The organism is Paenibacillus apis (assembly GCF_018333295.1).
Lineage (GTDB): Bacteria > Bacillota > Bacilli > Paenibacillales > Paenibacillaceae > Fontibacillus > Fontibacillus antibioticophila.
Genome location: NZ_BORS01000002.1, coordinates 173287 through 193854 on the forward strand (window position 1 = coordinate 173287; position 20568 = coordinate 193854).

17 protein-coding genes are annotated in these 20568 nt (G+C 50.1%); 8 read left to right on the forward strand and 9 right to left on the reverse strand.

What is annotated here, in order from left to right:
- Positions 1-11: 11 nt before the first annotated feature.
- Together KI362_RS03450 and KI362_RS03455 are read right to left on the reverse strand one after the other, a co-directional pair.
- Positions 12-1052 carry an alpha/beta hydrolase family protein gene (locus tag KI362_RS03450; RefSeq protein ID WP_301624886.1) on the reverse strand — a complete coding sequence of 347 codons (1041 nt, stop codon included), beginning with the start codon at positions 1050-1052 and terminating at the stop codon, positions 12-14.
- 50 nt (positions 1053-1102) lie between these two features.
- Entirely contained in the window at positions 1103-1993 is an 891-nt protein-coding gene (locus tag KI362_RS03455) for a pectinesterase family protein (protein ID WP_301624887.1), read from the reverse strand.
- 293 nt (positions 1994-2286) lie between these two features.
- Between KI362_RS03455 and KI362_RS03460 the strand changes: the two genes are divergently transcribed.
- A complete protein-coding gene (locus tag KI362_RS03460; protein ID WP_301624889.1) occupies positions 2287-3156 on the forward strand; it encodes a helix-turn-helix domain-containing protein in 870 nt (289 codons plus the stop codon).
- A gap of 37 nt (positions 3157-3193) precedes the next feature.
- Here KI362_RS03460 and KI362_RS03465 read toward each other — a convergent pair whose 3' ends face one another.
- Both KI362_RS03465 and KI362_RS03470 read right to left on the reverse strand, forming a co-directional pair.
- Entirely contained in the window at positions 3194-4654 is a 1461-nt protein-coding gene (locus KI362_RS03465; protein ID WP_301624890.1) for a glycoside hydrolase family 28 protein, read from the reverse strand.
- Between the two features lie 18 nt (positions 4655-4672).
- Positions 4673-6238 (reverse strand): glycoside hydrolase family 43 protein, encoded by a 1566-nt coding sequence (locus tag KI362_RS03470; protein WP_301624891.1) that lies wholly within the window; start codon positions 6236-6238, stop codon positions 4673-4675.
- 199 nt (positions 6239-6437) lie between these two features.
- Between KI362_RS03470 and KI362_RS03475 the strand changes: the two genes are divergently transcribed.
- Entirely contained in the window at positions 6438-8663 is a 2226-nt protein-coding gene (locus tag KI362_RS03475) for an AraC family transcriptional regulator (protein WP_301624893.1), read from the forward strand.
- A gap of 16 nt (positions 8664-8679) precedes the next feature.
- Here KI362_RS03475 and KI362_RS03480 read toward each other — a convergent pair whose 3' ends face one another.
- A complete protein-coding gene (locus KI362_RS03480) occupies positions 8680-8925 on the reverse strand; it encodes a hypothetical protein (protein ID WP_301624894.1) in 246 nt (81 codons plus the stop codon).
- Between the two features lie 18 nt (positions 8926-8943).
- On the opposite strand from KI362_RS03480, the gene KI362_RS03485 reads away from it, so the two are divergent.
- The 3 genes from KI362_RS03485 (at position 8944) to KI362_RS03495 (ending at position 12526) form a co-directional block, all read left to right on the forward strand.
- On the forward strand, positions 8944-9924 hold the full coding sequence (locus KI362_RS03485; RefSeq protein ID WP_301624895.1) for an ABC transporter permease: 981 nt from the start codon (positions 8944-8946) through the stop codon (positions 9922-9924).
- A gap of 45 nt (positions 9925-9969) precedes the next feature.
- Positions 9970-10854 carry a carbohydrate ABC transporter permease gene (locus KI362_RS03490; RefSeq protein ID WP_301624897.1) on the forward strand — a complete coding sequence of 295 codons (885 nt, stop codon included), beginning with the start codon at positions 9970-9972 and terminating at the stop codon, positions 10852-10854.
- A gap of 163 nt (positions 10855-11017) precedes the next feature.
- On the forward strand, positions 11018-12526 hold the full coding sequence (locus KI362_RS03495; RefSeq protein WP_301624898.1) for a DUF3502 domain-containing protein: 1509 nt from the start codon (positions 11018-11020) through the stop codon (positions 12524-12526).
- 169 nt (positions 12527-12695) lie between these two features.
- Here KI362_RS03495 and KI362_RS03500 read toward each other — a convergent pair whose 3' ends face one another.
- Positions 12696-13238, reverse strand: coding sequence for a hypothetical protein (locus KI362_RS03500; RefSeq protein WP_301624899.1), 543 nt, complete (start codon positions 13236-13238; stop codon positions 12696-12698).
- Positions 13239-13383: 145 nt separating this feature from the next.
- Between KI362_RS03500 and KI362_RS03505 the strand changes: the two genes are divergently transcribed.
- From KI362_RS03505 to KI362_RS03515, 3 genes are all read left to right on the forward strand, one after another.
- Positions 13384-14298 (forward strand): phosphatidate cytidylyltransferase, encoded by a 915-nt coding sequence (locus tag KI362_RS03505; RefSeq protein WP_301624901.1) that lies wholly within the window; start codon positions 13384-13386, stop codon positions 14296-14298.
- Positions 14299-14421: 123 nt separating this feature from the next.
- Positions 14422-15819: a hypothetical protein gene (locus KI362_RS03510; protein WP_301624902.1), complete on the forward strand. Its 1398-nt coding sequence runs from the start codon at positions 14422-14424 to the stop codon at positions 15817-15819.
- 228 nt (positions 15820-16047) lie between these two features.
- A complete protein-coding gene (locus tag KI362_RS03515) occupies positions 16048-16515 on the forward strand; it encodes a DUF6985 domain-containing protein (protein WP_301624903.1) in 468 nt (155 codons plus the stop codon).
- A 582-nt stretch (positions 16516-17097) separates the two neighbouring features.
- Here the strand turns inward: KI362_RS03515 and KI362_RS03520 are convergent.
- The 3 genes from KI362_RS03520 to KI362_RS03530 form a co-directional block, all read right to left on the reverse strand.
- Positions 17098-17922: a carbohydrate ABC transporter permease gene (locus KI362_RS03520; RefSeq protein WP_301624905.1), complete on the reverse strand. Its 825-nt coding sequence runs from the start codon at positions 17920-17922 to the stop codon at positions 17098-17100.
- On the reverse strand, positions 17915-18784 hold the full coding sequence (locus KI362_RS03525; RefSeq protein WP_301624907.1) for a carbohydrate ABC transporter permease: 870 nt from the start codon (positions 18782-18784) through the stop codon (positions 17915-17917). Before KI362_RS03525 ends, KI362_RS03520 begins: the two co-directional genes overlap by 8 nt.
- A gap of 124 nt (positions 18785-18908) precedes the next feature.
- Positions 18909-20249: an ABC transporter substrate-binding protein gene (locus KI362_RS03530; RefSeq protein WP_301624909.1), complete on the reverse strand. Its 1341-nt coding sequence runs from the start codon at positions 20247-20249 to the stop codon at positions 18909-18911.
- Positions 20250-20568: the final 319 nt, after the last annotated feature.

The window sequence follows — 20568 nt, forward strand, 5'->3', positions numbered from 1 at the left end:
GATTGGCTGCGCTAAACAGGACGGCGTTCATCCGCTAACTGCTCTCGCAGCCAGGCGAATGCCGGATCACCATGGATCTCGTGTCCCCCGGCAAAAAAGTCTGCCTCTACCTGCTCAGAGCAGCCCGCCGCATCATAGATCTGCCTGAGCCGGTCGAGCGCCTGCCTTGCTCCCCCCGGTCCGAATAAGTGGTCGGTATCTCCCGATTCCAGAAACAACCCGCGTGGAGCGATCAAGCCAAGTAAATCCGGCATTTCGGCCTCCAGCAAAATCCCGGGGATATAGTTATCAAGGCAATGGTGCCGGGTTAAAATACTGGATGCAAAAGTGCCCGCATAGCCGCTAACCACCGCACAGGCAATTCGTTCATCTAACGCAGCCGTGAAGCCGGCTACCAAGCCTCCGCCGGAAATCCCCATAATACCTATGCGGTCCGGCGCCACTTCTTCGAGGGTTCGTAAATAGTCCAGCACCCTCATATTCTCATAAATACGGAATCCCGCCATCGTTTGCCCGGCCAGCAGCAAGGCCGTGGACAGGCGGTAGCAGGAATTTTTCGCCGGATCTCCGCTGGCTATGTCCTCCGCCAGCCTTCTATCCCCAAATCCAAGCAGTTCCGGAGCCGCGACGATAAAGCCTTGCTTTACCAGGGACACTGCGAAATCCTTATGCAATCCAGGCGGTCCCGTGCGCTCCGTTCCGTCCGCCATCAGACCGACGATATCCCGGCTGCCATAGCCGTGTCCATGAACAGCAATAACCGCCGGAGCAGGTGAAGCCAACGGGCGTTCTGGCCGCAGGATATAGACTGCCATGCGCATTCCCTCGCAGGTCGTGATTTCTATCCGTTCCCGTATATAACCGGGGCAGGATACCTGTTCAAGCCTAACCGGCTGCAGCTCCGCCGGAGATTCCGGGAACCAGCCAAGCCGTGCCGTCAAGCCGTCTGCAAGCTTTGCCCTCCATTCCTCAAAGGAAATATCTTGGTGAAATGATCCCCTGCGGGGTGCGGCATCGGTCAATCCTTTCATAAACTGCTCCAATGTGGACATGCACGCTTCTCCCTTCCTAACTGATGTAGCGATACCTTGCGGAGAACGCCTTAGTAACCTTCGGGATGCCAGCCGTCCAGCACCGTAATCACTCGATACTCCGCGGCTTCCTTGTCTGTCAGTTGACGGGACCAAGCTGCTCTGGCCGCAGGGTTTGCACCGGGACCGCTGCTGCTGAATTCCTCATACCGGCTGGTCTGCTCGCGGTCAGGCTGTCCCCAGTTGTGCCAGCCTTCTCCGATAATCGAAGCATCCATCTGAGTACGAATAAAAGCGACATGCGCATGCGGACGCCATGGACGTCCCAGGTACACCTCGCTTACCCCTTCGGCACCGGTGATGCGGCAGTCCAGGAACACATAACCGAACGGCTCGCCTTCCGGTGTGGATGCGGCGGTAATGTACCCGCGAGATCGCTTGTTATGCAGATGGCAGCGGTCAAACAACGCCGTCGCCGCGCCGAATATATAATCCACATCTCCTTCGATGTAGCACTCGTGGTAATATTGCTTGCCGCATCCGGTATATAGCGTATCCTGATCGCCAAGCAAGCTCACGCGGCGGAACACCGCCCGTCCGGCATCCACGAAGGCTGCCACCGCTTGCCCGGTCCCGGGCCCGGAGGTATTGCGGATCGTCAAATTCTCGGCCGTGAAGTTCTCCGCAAATACATTCAGCGTACCGCTTCTGAAGGTTCCGAGCGGCTCTCCATCCGGAGCAAGCGTATGCGCATTATCCGACCAGGATAGGATTGTCGACTGCGGGTCTTCCCCAAGCAACAGGATCGGCGGAGCCTCCGGGCCCACCGTAATCTTCTCTTCATAGACGCCGGGCTTGATCCGTATCGTCACTTCCGATTTGTGGCCCCGCGGAATGGAATCCAGCGCTGCCTGCAGACTACCGAAGCCCTCATCGCCTTGTTTGGAAACCGTGATCAGCATGTTTGACTCCTTTCGAATTTCAAGGTATTTATTCTATAAGAGGTAGTTCAAAAAGTCATCTTTTGATCACGAAGTGTTCCAAGGGGTTGATTCGACATCGAATCTTACGTTCACCCTCGAAGTCCGAGCGGATGCTTACGAGGTATGCTTCCTTTGGAAGCATTTCACTCATGTAGGTTCTGCCTACACTCCGTTCCTCCTTCGTCGGGTTCTCGCAACCTTCTCGGTGCTGAAAAGCTGACTTTTTGAACACGCATTATAAGAGATTGTTCTAAGAAAAGAGGCAGCTCACAATGACTAAAGTAACTGGCCCAAACCCCAAATATCAAATCGAGCAGGGACGTTACAGCATTCAGCATATGATGCGCAAAGGCGTCACCGCCATGCCGCGTCCTCATAGCCATCCATGGACAGAGCTCTATTACTTATCAGAGGGCGAACGCGTCTATTTTGTGGATAATCGAGTCGTTACCGTCCATAAAGGAGAGCTCATTCTGATTCCCGGCGGGGAGCTTCACTCCACCGCCAGCTCCGAAATTGCCGAATTTGAGCGGATTCTGATCCACTTCGATCCTGCGCTGCTTCCCCCTGCGCTCCGCGATGAATCCGCCTGGTTTTATGGACGGAGATACCGCCTGTTCAGACTGAGCTTGCGTGAACAGAACGATGCGCAAAGTCTCCTGAACCGAATGCTGGAGGAATGCCGGCTAGAGAAGCCTTACTATGAAAGCTCTGTCATCGCTTTGCTGACCGAACTGCTGATTTTGCTGCAGCGCTCAACTCCTCCTCCCCAGGCTGGAGAACGCAAGCATCCGCTTCATGAGCTGGTAACCGATGTAGCCACCTTTATTCGCACCCATTATAATAAGACGCTGACCATCGAAGAGACAGCCAAGCACTTTTTCATCAGTCCTTCCTATTTAAGCCGGGTATTCTATCGGTTCACGGGCTTTCATTTTCGCGAATATATCGTTCATCTTCGTGTCAAGGAGGCGGAACGGCTGCTTGCCGAGTCTTCGGACAAGATTCAAGAGATCGCTCCGGCAATCGGGTTCGAGCATTTATCTCATTTTAATAAAACCTTTAAAAGAGTGACCGGACTTACTCCGCTTCAATATCGGAAAGAAGCCCGGTCACAAAGAGCTCCATCCCGTACTGAATAATAAAAGTCCGGCTTTCTCTCCTACTGTGCTGCTGCAGCTATATCGTTGTTACCGAAAGCCCGCCGGACCGGATCAGTTGGACATCGCCGCATCGGTATGCCGCAACCTTAGGCTGTGTCTGCTCTTCCGTGTGCAGGACAATCTCATCCAGAAGCAAGCGGTCGGCATTGCGCAGAACAATGCCCCGCCGGCTCATTGCGCGAAAATTAGTAATGCCGAGGTCGGTCAGCGGCATCTCCGGCAGACCATTGACGAGCAGGGCGGTATCCGCTCCGCGGCAAATCACATTGCTCAGCCGGATATTCCGAAATACCGGGGTTTCCTCGGTCACCGGAACCGGATCGTCCATGTATCCTTCCGAGCCTTCAACCCCTGCATAGAACAGATGGAAGGACACGGCTTCATGCACAATACCGCTCATCAGAATATTTTCCATGACAATATCCTCGACGACGCCGCCTCTCCCCCGAACACTTTTGAAACGCAATCCGATATCGGTGCCGATAAATGTACAATGATTCACCCTGACCGCCCGAACGCCTCCGGACATCTCGCTGCCGATGACGACGCCGCCATGACCATGATAGACCGTGCAATGGCGAATGGTGATGTACTGACTGGGCATACCCAGTCTGCGCCCTTCCTCGTCCTTTCCTGATTTCAAGCAAATAGCGTCATCCCCTACATCGAAGCTGCAGTGCTCGACGAGGGCGTGAGAGCAGGATTCCAGATCCAGGCCGTCTCCATTCTGCGAGTACCATGGATTTCGCACCCGGATATTTCGCACGGTAATTTGCTCACATCCCTGAGGATGAAGACACCAGGCCGGAGAATTCTGAAAGGTCGGCCCCTCCAGCAGCACTCTCCGGCAGCCTCGCAAGCTCAGCAACACCGGACGGAGATAAGCACGGGCAGCCATATAAGCTTCCCGGCTCGTCTCACCTTCGTCCTGCAGCTTCCGGCAGATGCCCTCCCCTTCCAGTGCAGCAAGGGAAGGCCACCAGATCTCGCCGTCCGAATCAAGCGCTCCTCCGGAAGCGGTCAGCCGATCCCACTGCTGCTCCGTCATTTTGAAGCGCTTTACCGGTCTCCATCCCTCGCCGCCTCCATCGATAATCCCTTGGCCTGTAATCGCCACATCACTTAGGCCGGCACCATCCAAGGGTGCCTGGCAGCGCCAACCGGAATTCCCCTCATAGTGGGACTGCACAAGGGGATACAGGGTGAAATCGGAGTCAAACTGCAGCAGGGCTCCCCGTTCCACGCAAAGATTGAGCCGGCTATGGAGTGTAAGCGGTCCTGTCCGCCAAACACCTGGGGGGATGACTACCATCCCTCCGCCCGATGAGGCGCAATCGTCCAGTGCTGCCTGAATAGCAGCAGTGCAGAGCGACAGTCCGTCTCCATTCGCTCCATAATCGGTTACATGAAAGGTACGCTCAGGAATGGAAGGCAACTCGGGCACCGGATATGCCTGACCCTGAATATCGTTCATCATGACAGCATTCCTCCCCGCCTAGTTGAGCTCCTCATAGCTAAACCAATCAAAGTCGGCATAGCGTGAGCTTTCTGCTCCCTGAGAGCTGGCATACATCCCCATATACGCTCCGGTGAAACCACCGGCCAGATCCGTGCTGAGCACGGTTCCATTAGCTCCGCCAAGCAGCAGCTTCCATTTCTCTCTCTCATCTGTCCGGTAATAGAAGCTATAATCCTGTCCTCTCGCTTCGACCTGTAGCTGTACCTTTTCTGAGTTATAAGGTACAGAGGCGAGCTGCTTCTCCTGGCCATTACGGCGTTCGAACAGGCGAAGTGCCAGCTTGCCTGCCTCCAGCCCCAGCTCATAACGGAAATGATAGTTCTCATTCTGCAGCAGAACCAGCCCGGCAACTTCACCCTCTGCCTGGGGAGCAAACGTCATATCCGCCGCCGCCCGGAAGCTCAAATGCTGCTGCCTGCGCCCCACAAATGAAGGGTTTGCCAGATCCGACAGACGCTCCGGCTTAAGCTGAAGCCGCAGATAACCCGGACGGTCGGACAGACTCCAGAACTCACCGCGGGGGGTTCGCAGGAAGTTCCATACCAGTGCAAGCTCGCCGTCCGTGAAATCATCACGCGCCGGAGACTGAGGCCATTTTTGCTCCGGCAAGTCAGGTGCTGCACTTTCAAATTCAACCACCCCTTTTCCCGGGTTCACGACAGGCCATTCATTCTCCCAGCTTACCGGTGTCAGGAAGGTCTCTCTTCCCAGATTGCGGTAGTATCCTCCGCAAGTTCGGGAGGCCAGACAGAACATCCACCAATCCCCATGCTGGGTTTCCACAAGCTCGGCATGACCGACGTTAACGATCGGATAGCCTCTTCCCAGATGACGATGGGTCAAGATCGGATTTGCTTTGTTCCCCTCATAAGGGCCAAGTACGTTGCGGCTTCTGGCAATCGTGACTGCATGGGTATGGCCGGTGCCGCCCTCGGCAATCAGCACATAGTACCAGCCTCCGATTTTATAGATATGCGGTCCTTCCTGGGCATGGCCCACTTTTAGAGCCCCCTGCCAAATGCTGTGCTTGGGCCCAACCAGCTTGCCCGACTCCAAATCAATCTCCTGCAGCCAAATATCCATATGCTTCGGGTAGTCCTGACCTTCAGGAGGAACGCGGTTCCCCGTGTAATACACTTTCCCGTCATCGTCAAAGAACAGGGATGGGTCGATTCCCGGAGCATCCTCCAGCCATACGGGATCAGACCAGTCCCCGGCAGGATCTGTTGCAGTGACATAGAAGTTGTGCTGCTCCTTGTCATTATCGACATACGTCGTGATCATATAAAAAACACCCTCATGATACCGTAAGGTTGGCGCCCAGATTCCTCTGGATGGGATAATGTTGTCCAGGTTAAGCTGGGACGGACGGTCCAGCACATGGCCGAGCTGCTTCCAATTTACCAGGTCCTTGCTGTGAAAAATCGGAACGCCGGGGAAAAATTCAAAGCTTGAAGTTACCAGATAGTAGTCCTCGCCGACTCGAATAGCCGAAGGGTCGGGGTAAAATCCAGGCAGTATCGGATTGCGAAATGTTCTCAAGGCAAAAGGCTCCCTTCACATAAATGAATTGTAAGCATAAACAATTATAGTACAACCAAATTTAATTTTCTTGATCGTTGTATGTCATATTTATATATTTTTATACTTTCATGCTATTTTAAATAAATTCAGTGCTTGTCAGTTGAACACCTGCACCTCTAAAATGGAGAAAGAACTACCATTTAAAGGGGAGATCATCTTGGGAAAAAGAAGGACGCTCTATACCCGCCTCTTTGTCAGCTTCACCCTCATTTCTGTTTGCTGTATTCTCGTTCTGGCCACCGTGATCTTCTACCTGTACAGGAATATTTCCATCTCCAATGTCAACAAGGCAAACCAGAATGTACTGCTGAATACGGAGACCGTTTTTACGAATTATAAAGAAATCGTCCAGAACTACACGATGGACTTCTACGCGAACCCGAATATCAACTCTCTGATGATGAGCGGTGACACGGAATGGAGCGATCAGCTCTACAATGCCCTCAGTCAGGTACGCGGGGCCCTGGTCGTCAATCAATATCTGGAGAATGCCTATATTTTCGGGGTGGACAAGCCTGTTGCGATGTTTGAAAATATGCCGCTTAGCGCTGAATCCAAGCAGGAGCTGTTTGAATTGGTGAAGGGCAGCCAGCTCGTTGACTCTCCCTTTCTATGGAAGGCTGTCATGAACGACGGAACCCCCATGACCCTGATGATTGTCTTCTATAACGACATGGCGTTCGCACATAGCGAGTATTACGGAGGCGTTGCGCTGACTGTCAACCTCGGCAAGCTGCAGAAGAACCTGTTTTCGCAAAAGACCGAGGAATCTACCCGGTATGCTGTCCTTGACGAGCAGGGCAGTGTACTCATGCACAGCACACTTTCCGGTACTTCGTTGGATGCTGAAATGCTGAGCCGTGTCATTGCCTCTCCTTACGAGCGGGGTTCCTTTGTTTATAAGGGCGCTGAAGAACCGCAATTGATTACCTTCATCTATTCTCCCCGGGACAAGCTGTGGTTCTTATCCGAGACATCCTATAAGGACAGCGTCCGTGATATTTCAAGGCTCCGCAATATCCTTGTCTTGTTATGTCTGTTCCTCATTGCTGCTGTATCGGTAAGCGCTAATCTTGTCTCCCGGAGGATTTATCAGCCAATCAGGCGGTTGTTCGGGAATATCTTTCATATCTCCGGTAATCAAGAGGCTTTAAGATTCGGTAATGATCTGGATGCAGCAGACCTGGAGCTGGAAATGATCGGAGCCAAATTAAAGCAGCTCAAAAAAGAAAGCGACGACAGCGCCTTAATGCGCTGGCTGCTCTCTCCGCACAGTGATGCCAGTCATGCCGAGACGCCCAGGATGAACATCTGTGCCTCCGGAGGGGCTTACTGCGTATGTGTGCTGGACGCTATACAACCTAGTCAGGATGACAGCCCGACCGCAACCGTCGAAGAGATCATCGCGGAAATTGAGGCCGCCTTTTCGGGCCGGGGTTCGATTCAGTCCTTCCGTCCGCATCAAGGAGGCGCCGTGATCATTCTCAGTGAGGTATCCGCCGGAAGCCTGGGAGACTATGCGCTCTACCGGAAGAAATGGGAAGAGATTGCCGCGTGGTTGTCTGAAGCCGGCGCCAGTCATGTGCTGGGGATCAGCGGTCTTACGAGTGATGTCGGCCTGCTGCGACCGAAGTACAGCGAGGGGGCAGACTGTTTGCAATACATCAAGTTTCATCAACAGCAAAATATTGTATTTGCAGACGACATTATTCACCTGAACAGCAGCCCGATGCCGGACAGCACTCTTGAGCCTGTGCTTCAAGCCGTCCGGCACCCGGATCAGACAGACCGGATCCCTCAGGCGGTGGAGCGGCTGCTTGCCGTAGCCTGCAGCTATCGTGCCGAGTCCGCCACAACCGCTCTATCCAGGCTTGCCTTTGAATTGAGCCGCACTGCCGCAGCGGGAGCAGATGCCTGGCACGCCGAGTTCTGGGATTATTACCGGGAGGTCTGGCAGATTCAGAGCTATGACAAGCTAAAGAGCTGGCTGGAAGAGTGCTGCTTCGCCGCCCTTGAACGCTTGGCCAACATAGCTGCCATACGGACCAGAAGCCTTGCCGCAGAAGCTGTTCACTACATCAGGGAGCATTATCATGATCCCGGGATCTCACTAAACGCGTTGGCTGATAAGCTGTCGATCAGTCCCGCGTATCTCAGTAAACTGATTGCCGAGGAAGTCGGCAGCAGCTTCCCGGATTTCATCAACCAGCTGCGTCTGGAACAAGCCAAATCGCTGCTGGTCACGAACCTGGAGCTGGACATTCGAGAGATTGCTGCACGGGTCGGTTACGGCAGCAGCACCTATTTCACCACTCAATTCAAAAAGCGTTATGGGGTCACCCCCTCCAAATGGAGAATGAATCATATTTTGCAGTCAAAATGATTTTTTGAACAACCTCTTAAAAGGGATATCTGAGGCCTTCTACCTTTCGGCAGGCTAAAGATAATCCCTTTTTTTCATGGGCATTCGAGCCGATACAACAAAAAAAACGAAGCTTTTCCGGTTTTTTTAAGCCTTGAAAATCCAGTTTTCTTAACCTTTTTTCGATTATTATGATGGCGCTTTCATAATCGGCTGATTTATGCTCTGCCATATAAAGCGTTGGCCCAATCGCCAGAACGCAGCAAAATGTTAACGCTAACATAAAGGAGTTGAACCGGTCATGATGCAAGAGACCTTACCGGAGGTCCCCGGACGAAATGTCCCGAAGTCCCGAACCCCGAAACCCGGAAGCTTCCGTAAAGCCCTTCGGAAGGATGGCTCGCTTTATCTGCTCGCTCTCCCGGGGATCATCGTTCTGATTCTTTTCGCGTATCTGCCGATGAGCGGACTGATCCTCGTCTTCAAGAATTACAACTTTAACGACGGCATATTCGGCAGTCCCTGGGCAGGATTCTCCAATTTCGAATTCTTCTTCTCCAGCATGGAGGAAGCCTTCAGAGCCACCCGCAATACCGTGATGCTGAACGCGCTGTATATGCTGACCGGTACGTTCTTCTCGGTCGCGATCGCTATTATTTTGAATGAGCTGCGCAGCAAATGGTTCATTAAAGTAACGCAAAGCGTCATGTTCTTCCCTTACTTTATTTCCTGGATCATTATCGGGGCAATTCTCTTCTCCTTGCTCGATTACGACAAAGGGATTCTGAACCAGCTGTTCACAGCGATTGGCATCCCTGAAGTTGAATGGTATTCCAGCCCTTGGCTGTTCGTCATTATATTGGTGCTGGCGAATATCTGGAAAAGCGCAGGCTATGGCGCCATCATCTACTACGCCGTGCTCCAAGGCATTGATACTTCCTATTATGAGGCCGGACGGATCGACGGCGCCTCCAGATGGCAGCTTATTACCCGAATCACGCTGCCGATGCTGATTCCTTCCATTATTCTAATGACGCTGCTGAGCATCGGCGGCATGCTCAAGGGAGATCTCAGCATGATCATGGGGGTCACCTTCCTGAATCCGCTGCTGCTGCCAACAACCGACATTATCGATGTGTATGTCTACCGCACGGCCATTCGTTCCGGCGAGTTCGGCTTTGCATCGGCGATCACGCTCTATCAATCCGTCTTTGGCTTCCTTCTGGTACTGGCGGCTAATAAACTGGCCGGCTGGTACGACAAGGACAGCAAGCTCTTCTAGATATTACGTCAGATGTACGCTCACCTATTAAAAGGAGGTATCAAAATGGCAACCACAGAAAGCAAAGGGCTGATGATCTTCTTCTATTGCTTTATTGCGATCTTCTCGATCATTTGCCTGATCCCGTTTGTGCTGGCTGTATCCGGCTCGTTGTCGACGGAAGCCAGAATCGCTGCCGAAGGCTACTCCTTCCTGCCCCGGGGGTTTTCGCTTGAAACCTATCAGTTTCTATTCGGTTCAAAGGCGGAGCAGATTATCAGGGCCTATTCCGTTTCCTTGCTTGTAACGGCGCTAGGCACAGTCTCAGCGGTGCTAGTTACTACGGCTTATGCCTATGTCGTATCGGTTAAAGGCTTCCGATTCAAAAATGTGCTCGCCTTCTTCGCTTATTTTACGATGTTGTTCAGCGGGGGCACGCTGCCCTGGTATTTGCTAAGCACCAAATATTATCACTTGAACGACACGCTGATCGGGCTGTTCGTTCCCTATCTGCTGAATGTGTTTCTCATGTTCCTGATGACCAACTATTTCCGCAGTATTCCGCATGAGATTGTGGAATCGGCAGAGATGGACGGAGCAGGCCATATGCGTATTTTCTTCAGCATGATGATTCCGTTAGGAAGAGTCGGACTCGTTACCATCTCATTGTTCTATGCGCTGCAGTTCTGGAATGACTTTTACCTGCCGCTCATGCTTGTATCCAATCAGGAGCTCTACACGATTCAATACATGATGTACAACATGATGGCTAACATTCAATTTCTGGCCTCCGGCAACGCAGCCCAGGTGAGCGGTGCGATCATTGCCCCGCCGCTGGAGACCGCCAAGATGGCCATGACTTGTCTGACGGTTCTGCCCATTGCGATTCTATATCCGTTTCTCCAACGCTTCTTTGTCAGAGGCATTGTTGTTGGCTCGGTCAAGGGCTGATTTCCGCTCGGACGCCCGGACTCATTTGCAAGATTGCTTCAGGCAGAGATTCCTCCGGCTTATGGTGGCATTTTGGTGTACCATAGTACCATACAGAACATGAGGAATCGCCTGCCTTTGCAATATAAGCCGTAAGGCTGAATATATTCCAGGAGGGGTTAAGATGAAAAAGAACAGAGTCTGGTTAAGCTTGTTCCTGACATTCGCATTTCTGCTAAGCGCTTGTTCTTCGGGCAATAACGGAAGCGCTAACACGAATGCAGGCAGCAAGGAAGAGAGCACAGGCGAGAATGCTGGCATGGCTCCCGCCAAATTAACAATCGTGCTCTATGGCGACGAGACCAATCGAATGAAGGAATTGGCCAAGACCGAATTTTACGATGTGATCAAGCAGGAGATTAACGCCGAGGTTGAATTTCAGTTCCTTCCATGGAGTGAATATGCCGGCGGCAAGACCGACTTGATGCTGTCTACCGGCGAGGACTTTGCGACTTATACGGACATCAATTACATGGTGAAGTCCGTTGCCAAGGGGGTATATGCCGACCTTACCCCTTATCTGGACGCCGCTCCGGACTTACGCGCGAATGTGGATGAAGCTTCCTTCACCGCCTTCCAGCTGGGCGGCAAGCAATATGCGGTTCCGGTCGGCAACAAGCCGAATTCCGCAGAGTTCTACAGTGTGCTCGTTCGCCAGGACTTGCTGGAAGAGGTCGGAATGACAAGCGTCTCCTCGCTGGCGGAGCTGGAAGAATTCTATGACAAGGTTCATGCGATTCATCCGGAATTGATCGGATACGCCAGTACCGATGCGCGCCGCATGCTGCTTTACGACTTTACGGATAAAAATCTCTACTGGCAAAATGAATTCATTGCGCTGGACGAGTCCGCAGAGGACGATCAAATCATCAGCTGGTTCGAATCCGAGGATTTCAAGAAATACGCCGAGTTAATGCGCGGCTGGTATCAAAAAGGCATCATTCCTAAATATGCCGCAACCAATACGCCGCAGCTTCAGTCCGATTGGAACTCCGGCAAGGCAATTTTCTGGGCAGGAACAGCGGCACGTCCTTTCGAAGGAGCTGCAACCATCTCACAAGCCGTACCAGAAGCCAAGCTGGCCAATTATTTCCTGGGCACAGGCCGTCCAAAAATCAGCCGCGGCACCTACAGCACCGCCTTCTTCGTATCCTCCGCAGCGAAGGATCCCGAGCGTTACGTCATGTTCTTCAACCTGCTGCAAAAGAACCAGGAGTTGTATGATCTGTTCGCCTACGGTATCGAAGGAACCGACTTTACACTGGATGAAAATGGCCGTTTAACGAAAATCAACAATGATGCGCTGATTCCTGACTGGCTGTTGATGAACAAAAATTTCATGCGCTTCGATAATTCCGTACCGGAGGATTTCATTGCCGAATATAAAGCATGGGATGACGGAGCAATCATTTCCAAAGGGGCTGGCTTCAACTTCGATAATACCCCTGTCAAAAATGAAGAAACCAAGCTGAACGGTGTGTTCACAGAATACCTGGCACCTATCGGCAGCGGGTTCGTCGATTACGATGAAGTCTATCCGAGAGCGCTGGAGAAGTTAAAGGCTGCAGGCTTGGATAAATATATCGCCGAATATCAAAAGCAATACTCGGAATGGTATGCCAAGCAAAACTAATCGGTAGAGCAGTGAGCGGAAGTGGACTGTCCAGAAGGAGATTTGAAAGAAGCCAAGGAACTGAGCGATATGTTCTCGCTTAGTTCCTTGGTTTTTGGTTGCAGTGAACAAAAGGACATTGAATTTCAGGAAAATCGTCCAAGAGCATCTCTAGGACGTTTCATGCGTCTCACGCTTCTGCGTTATAATCGCTTAATTTACCTTCGTAAATCAAATGCAACCGGTCGCTTTGCCGAAAATCGTCTGGTGTAACTAGCGCAGGCAGCTTGTTCCACAGCTTGATGCCGGAACGCTCCAGAATCTCTGCAACAAATTGCGAGCAAAAATAGGAGTTGCTAAATTCCACCGGCTCTTTTAACGCAATACCAATGACGCCCAGAATGTTGTACAAGTACTTATTACGCTGTTTTATAAAAAGCTGGAGGACGCGTTTCATTTTTTCAACCTCGCGTTCAGATACCTGAAGCTCGTAAATAACACACGTCGTATTCGGATATTTGCTGAAGGTGCCCGTCTTGATGTCTTCCCGTACAAATCCGCCGTTTAGAGGATTGCCGGGTTTCTTTCTCCCGAAGCTATACAGCTCGGAAAGCTCCCGATTAAAAGAAATAGAGGCATGATTATAAGGCGCTCTCGTATAGCTCTTAATCATTTTTGTAAAAAGCGTTCCTGTATTCGTAAGTAAGATATAGACCGAGCAATCTGCTGCCATTTACGAAATTTCCCCTTATCAAGTGTGAACTATTCCTTCATAATAACATATGATCCCTTCTGAAGGCTGCTGATGCTGAAAATCCTGCTTTGGGGAACACTTCCTTCTATGGAATCCTTATCTTGCAAGAAGATGGTGATTAGCAATGGACAGCTCATACTATACGTTACTCCTTATATTTATTATTTTATCTGTTATCCATCTGGTTTATTATGTACTGGGAAAAGTCAAACCTCTCATGGACTACTCTGCCATTAGTATACGTATCAAAACCTGGTGGGGGATGTTCTTCATATTTTGTCTGGCTACCCTGTTCAATCCTGTAGTTTCCCTATTGTCCCTTATGGTGCTTACCTTCTTTGCATTAAAGGAGTATTTCACCATGATTCGATCAAGGAAAGCCGATCGCCGGATATATCTGTGGGCCTACCTGTCGATCCCTGTGCAATTCTACTGGATTTATATCGAATGGTACGGCATGTTTATTATTTTCATCCCCATCTATGTATTCCTGTTCCTGCCATTACCAAGAATCATCAACAAAGGGACGGTTGGCTTCCTGCGGAGTGTCAGTTCGACCCAATGGGGACTGATGCTCATGGTGTTCGGACTCAGCCATTTAGCCTACTTTCAATTTGCAACGCCGCAATACGGAGCGGGACTTGTACTTTTTCTGGTCGTGTTAACGCAGTTAAATGATGTCGTACATCATCTGGCTTCGATTATTCTCGGCAAGCACAAAGTCGTTCCTACCGCTAATCCCTATTTGACCTGGGAAGGCTTCATTTGTGCATTTATCATAACAACCGCCGTGTCTTATTTGATTTACCCTTACCTTACTCCGCTTACCCCAACCTTCGGTTTCGTGTCCGGTATGCTCATTAGCTTAAGCGGTTATTTAGGCAGCCTGACCGTCTCCGTTCTGCGGCGGGATTTGTTGATCGGGGCTGACGATAAATTTGAAGCATTGAAAAAAAGCTACTTGAGTCGGGTAGATAGCCTGGCCTATACTTCACCTGTTCTTTTTCATGTTATTCGTTATTACTTCGATTTTATGTAAAGTGAGGACATAATGAAAACAATATATAAAAAATATTTGAAACTGGATATAAATGGATCTCATATCGGCTTGGAGCAAAGACAAAACGATCCCCCCTATTTCTGTACACCAAAGGGGGCGAGAATGATCGGGTGGGCAGGTGTTGACGGCATTCATTTTTGCTTTGTACGTGGCTTTGGCGAGATGGTGTTTGCTGTCAGTCCGATGAATACAGCAGGGAATTACGTCCATCCGTTGGCAAATAACTTTCAGGATTTTCTTCGACTCTTGCTGGCTTGCAGTCATACCACAGTGCTGGAACAGGCATGGTGTTGGGAACAGGATGAGTTCGACAAGTTGTTGAGGGAACATGCACCAATGTTCGAGCAGGCTGAAACGCTTGCGATCATTCGGGAAGAGCTGTCCCTCACGTCTATGGAGGAGCCATTTGCTTACCTCAAAGCCTTACAGGACGAATTTGATTATGGCCAAATTAAATACTCGGACGATTACTATGACTTTGTTCCTGCTGAGCCTAAAATTCCGGAATGGAAGGTTACCTTTGACGGGAACTTCTGGGGGCATTCCAGCCGCGAAAGGGCAGGACAGGAAATTTTAGTGAACAAGCAATTTGCATGGGAGGATGGAGCCTGGGCGATTCCGGCGATGTACATCTGCAGCAAGGGACTAGTCGTGGATTTTTGTTTGCAGATTCCACAGGAACGCATTCGTTCGTTTATGAATAAATGGAATCTCGCCGTCGACAGTGATAATACAGAATTTACAGATGAACAGCAAATGCAAATCGACATGGAGAATCCGCTGAATGTCAACCTGAATCCAAAGGTTACCTTGAACGGAGCCGAGCTTACAGCTTCGCACGGTTGCGGCCTCTGCTGGAACCCCTGTTCCCCGGAGAGCAACGGCCTTGAGGCGCAGAGCGCCATGCAGCACTATAAGCTTGTTCCAGAGCAAGGCTATGCCATCTGGCGCAGCGCTTTCCCTTGGAAAACGAAACGCAAGCCGCAGTTCAAAACACTCCGAGTGAGATTGGAGCAAGAGCCTGTCGCCATACCAGGTTCGCACTTCAAAGTGGCGGCAGCGGGCGATCAGACCGAGCTGATGCATCCGTTCACAGGCAAGAAACACACTCTGACCGTACAGGAATACGAACGACAGGAGTTGTCTGCCGAGCATTTTCATGACCCGAGTCAGGAATTCCCAACGCATTTCGTCATGATGAGCTATACGATTTCCCCCGACCTTCCTGACCAATCTTTTATGATCACGGATTGCGCGCGGGGCGACCGCCCGCGTCTAAAACACACCGACCCCATGGAGCCGCAGGCAAACGTCGATGTTTTCTGCATCGGTATCAGCGCTGGGGCGAATGACCCAACCGCTGTCGTGTTCGGGCGAAGCAACCAAGGTAAACTCAGGGTGGCCTGCTCCGCGCTGCATTTTGAGCCGGTGGAACATGTGGAGTGGCACATGGTGTTTCGTGAAAAGACGCGCTCTGATATTGACATAGACTTGATTTGAGTTTCAGTCCGGGAATGGATAAATTTGAAACATTGAAAAAAAAGCTGCTTGAGTCGGTTGGATAGCCTGGCCTATACTTCACCTGTTCAGATTTATCAAGTATAAGTTCAATCAATTGTTGGATAAAGCTGGTGAAAGGTTGCTGAAAAAAGTGGTATGCTTTTCTATACAAAACTCGAGTTGCTCATTGTTTACATAAAGAGAACTTATACTTTCGGAGGAAATATCATGTGGAGCAAGACACTATTAAATCCAAATCAATTTGAGATTCAAGATGATTGTTGCGAAGATGAGGAAAAGGGCATAGCCGCTTGCAAAAGACTATTAGAAAAATGGACACCTGCACTGGAAACTGAGATGTTAGAAGCCTTTATCACTCTTTATTATGATGATATGCACGAACAATGGGGTCCTGATGACGAGGAGCAAAGTAAAGAGTATTGGCCGGAAATGAAGTCGCCCGCAGACCTTGTAAAACATACAGGCACAAATGTTACGCTCTATGCTTTGGAAGACAGTATCTACGCCAAAAGCAAAACAGCGATAGACGAGTATGAGTCGCAGCATGTCGATGTGTGTGTGATACTGATGCTTGATTGTCCATGGGATGAAGAACATGGTTGGGCAGCTGTATTTATAGACGAAGAATTTGTTAAAGTGGACAGGGACATTGTGGACTGCGTTTGGTTAGACTGATTGCACACATCGCCGATATTAAGTAAGGGGCACCCTCTTTCATTTCGTCAAACAAAAAGAAACCGTTCTCTGGAAACTGGTGGTACCACCCAACCATAATCCAATAGGAGACGGTTTCTTTTTACATTCGATTAGCAGGGATCAACTCTGTTTACCAATATAAGCAATACGGTGCATTGGGTCTAAGGGAAGGAAGTAGTTGATCTAAGGGGAGTAAGTACTTTGTCTTACGGACATTATGTCTCCTTACGGTCCGCCTTTGGAGGAGCCAGAATTGTAACGGACATTTTGGCTGCTTAGAGAGTAGAATCGAGTGAACCAGAGTATTTTGAGCGTCCTAAGCGCCCGAAATGTCCGTTAACCCTTCGAATCATGAGAAAAAGTCTGCTAAGAGTCTAAAATGTCCGTAGCAAGTTTAAAATATCCGGCAGCGAGCAGCAGAAAGCGTTCGCCTTTGTGAGCGGAATTCTCCCCTATTAGAACTTAGTCCAATCATAGAAATCAGCGAACAACAGCGATCGTAAGCATACTTCACACGTTGACCCCAACGTACAGTCATATATTCAACTTATCTGTTACTAACTACTTGATCGAGCCGATCATCCCTGCCACGAAATGCTTCTGCATCACAAAGAATACAATCGCAGTTGGAATGGTCGAGATGACGATCGCCAGCATAATAAGCCCGTAGTCCGGCGTATAGCTGGAGCCGAGCGTGGAGATCAAGAGCGGGATCGTCTGCTTCTGCGGGGTCTGCAGAATGATCAGCGGCCACATATAATTGTTCCAGCTGCTCATAAAGGTAATGATTGCTGCCGCTGCATAGGTCGTCTTCATCGTCGGAACGAATACCCGATAGAATAGACCTAGTTCAGACAAGCCGTCGATTCGGCCTGCCTCCAGCAGCTCCTTCGGAAACATTTTCGTGCTCTGCCGGAAGAAGAAGATCAGGAAGGCCGTCGTCATAGTCGGCAGCACCACCGCTGCCAGGGTATCAATACCGATCAACGGAACAAGATTCGTGATCTTGCCGAACAGCCGATATAACGGGACCATCATCGCGGCGAACGGGATCATCATCGACAAGAGCAAAATGTTGAAGACAATATCCTTCGCCTTGCTGCGATAGATTTCAAAGCCGTATCCGGCCAGTGAAGCGATTAAAAGCGCCAGCAAGGTGGTGGACACGGAGACGATCAGGGAATTCTTCATTGCATTTAATATATTCACGGATTCAAGCAAATTCCGCAGATTGTCCATCAAGTGCATGCCTGGGAGCAATCGCCCGCGGGTAACATCCACCGAAGCGTTCGTCGAGCTGACAATCATCCACAAGAACGGAAAAATAGAAATGAACGCGGCAACAGAAAGGAACAAGTACATGGAGAGTCTTCTGACCTTAACCATTGCGATCACCTGCCACTTTGAATTGGATGATGGAGAGCACGACAATCATAATGACAATCGAGTACGAGACGGTAGCCGCATAGCCGAAGTCCGACGAATATTTAAATGACAGGTCATAAATGTACTGCGATATCGAAGCTGTCGCATTTCCCGGCCCGCCTTTTGTAATGTTCATGACCTCATCGAATAACTGCAGCGTGCCGATCGTGGAGGTAATCGAAGTGAACAAAATGATCGGCTTCAGCATCGGAATCGTAATTCCGAAGAACTGTCTGCTGGACGAGGCCCCGTCTATTTTTGCCGCTTCATAGATTGCCGGGTCGATATTTTGCATACCGGACAAATAAAAAATCATGTTATATCCGGTCCAGCGCCAGGTAATGGCAATGATAATCGTAATCTTCGCCCAGAACGGATGCGTGATCCACTGGATCGGTTCGGATACAAGATGGAGATTGAGCAGCAGCGAATTAACCAGTCCGTCTCCCGCAAATAAATATTTGAAAATAACCGAATACGCAACCAGCGAGGTAATGCACGGCAGAAAGATGGCTGTCCGGAAGAAGCCCTTCCATTTCAGAGTCCGGTCGTTAAGCAGTGTCGACAGGAACAGGGCCAGCAGCACCATCATCGGCACCTGCACAATCAAATAGATAAATGTATTTTTAACAGCGGTCCGAAACATCGAGTCCGTAAACAGACGCTTATAGTTATCAATTCCGTTAAAGCTCAAGTTCGCTCCGGTTCCGGTCTGGAAGGACAACATTAGAGCCTGGATCATCGGATAAAAATAAAAGACGACAATCATCAATACGGCCAGGATAACGAAAGACCAGCCAACGGCAGCAGCTTTCAAGCGCATGGGTGATCCAGAACCTTTCATCTTCAGCTTCATCTCCTTTTCTCTCGGCTGACGGGTTGAATAGATAGCAAATAAAACCTTGAACCGGAATCAGCGCAAGGTTTTATTGCTTGGCCCTCAGAGCTTATTGAAGCTGTGATTCGGCTTGTGTCTGAGCATCGCGCATGACGCTGTCCACATCCTTGCCGTTCAGATAGTTCTGGATTTCAATGACCAGAATATCTTCGATTGCGTACGTATGCAGACCGTAATTGACCTTAGGCACTTCCTCTGTCCATTTCGCAAAGTCCGCGTAGATCTTCTGTCCGCCGAAGTAATCATCCGCCTTCTCATAAGCCGATCCGCTGGCAGCTGCCTTCAGGGAGCCGATTGCGCCGATTTGCTCCAGCAGGTCGGAATACAGTTCACTGTCCGAGCCAAAGGTTTCCGCCAGGAAGCTTGCTGCCGCATCCTGTCCGTCCATATTCATGACATACCAGGAGCTGCCGCCCAAGCTAGAAGCATTGACCGAGCTGCTGCTGCCAGCGAGACGAGGGATAGGTACGACTGCCCAGTTGCCCGATTGCGAGGCTTCCGCCTTCACAGAAGGTGTAATCCAGTTCCCTGTTGGAACCGAAGCGACGTCCCCATTGTTAAAGGCCGCCAGGAATTGGCTCCAGTCCGAATTCATCTTGACGATATTCGCATCAAACATCGCTTTGTAGGTTTCAAGCGCTTCCTTGATTACCGGATTATCTGCAATATTAGGTGTTTTGCCATCCTCTTTCAGGTACCATGATCCGGCGGATTGAGCCATCACCCGAATCAGACCGAGATCGTTAGGGTCCTGTGTCAACATGTCCTTGCCGGTCACTTCCTTGATCTTTTTGCCGACTTCAATAAATTGCTTCCAATCCATATTCGTTACATCATCCACGGTATAGCCTGCTTGCTCCAAGTAGTCTGTACGGATATACAAGCCGGTGGCGCCGGAATCGAACGGTACGCCGAATTGCTTGCCGTCATAGCTTGTCGGGCCGATTTTGTACTCTGCGAAGTCATCCGATTGAATGACATCGGACATATCGCGGAATGCATCCGGATAAGCCTGCAGGAAGTTCTGCGCCCGATAGTCTTCAATCAGCACGATGTTCGGCAGTCCTTTTGTCGTGCCCGAATTGAGCCCGGTATTCAGCTTTTGTATAATATCATCCTGCGCATATTCAATAATGTTGACGGTGATATCCTGATGCTTGGCTTCGAATCTCTCCTTGGCCAGCTTGAGGGCCGCAATGTTAAAGTTAGGATCCCATGCCCAGACTGTGACTTCCTGACTGCCGCCAGAGCCGCCAGAATTGGTTGTCCCCGTATTCTCCGAGCCTTCCGAGCCGCCCGAACCGGACGCACCTCCGGAATTGCCCGAGCAAGCGGATAAGGTGAGCATCAGCATCAAGCCCGCAAGTAGTAATGAAACCGTCTTTTTCATTCCATACATCCCCCTACTTATCTTTTTAGAAAGCGCTTCCACTTCCTGTATTTATGATAGCACCCTGGTTTTTTCGGAGGTTAGAAATATCTTTATAGCGATTGGTGTTTTTATTACACCTTGAGGAAAGCGCATTCACATGATTCGTCTAATTTTTAGATTCTGGTACTTTATTTATATAAGTTGAACTAAGGATTGTACACTGGAGGCAACGTGTGAAGTGTGCTTACGATCACTGTTGTTCGCGGATTTCTCTAATTGAACTAAGTTATTATAAGGTAGACATCCACTCACAAAGGCGAACGCTTACGCTTCTTCA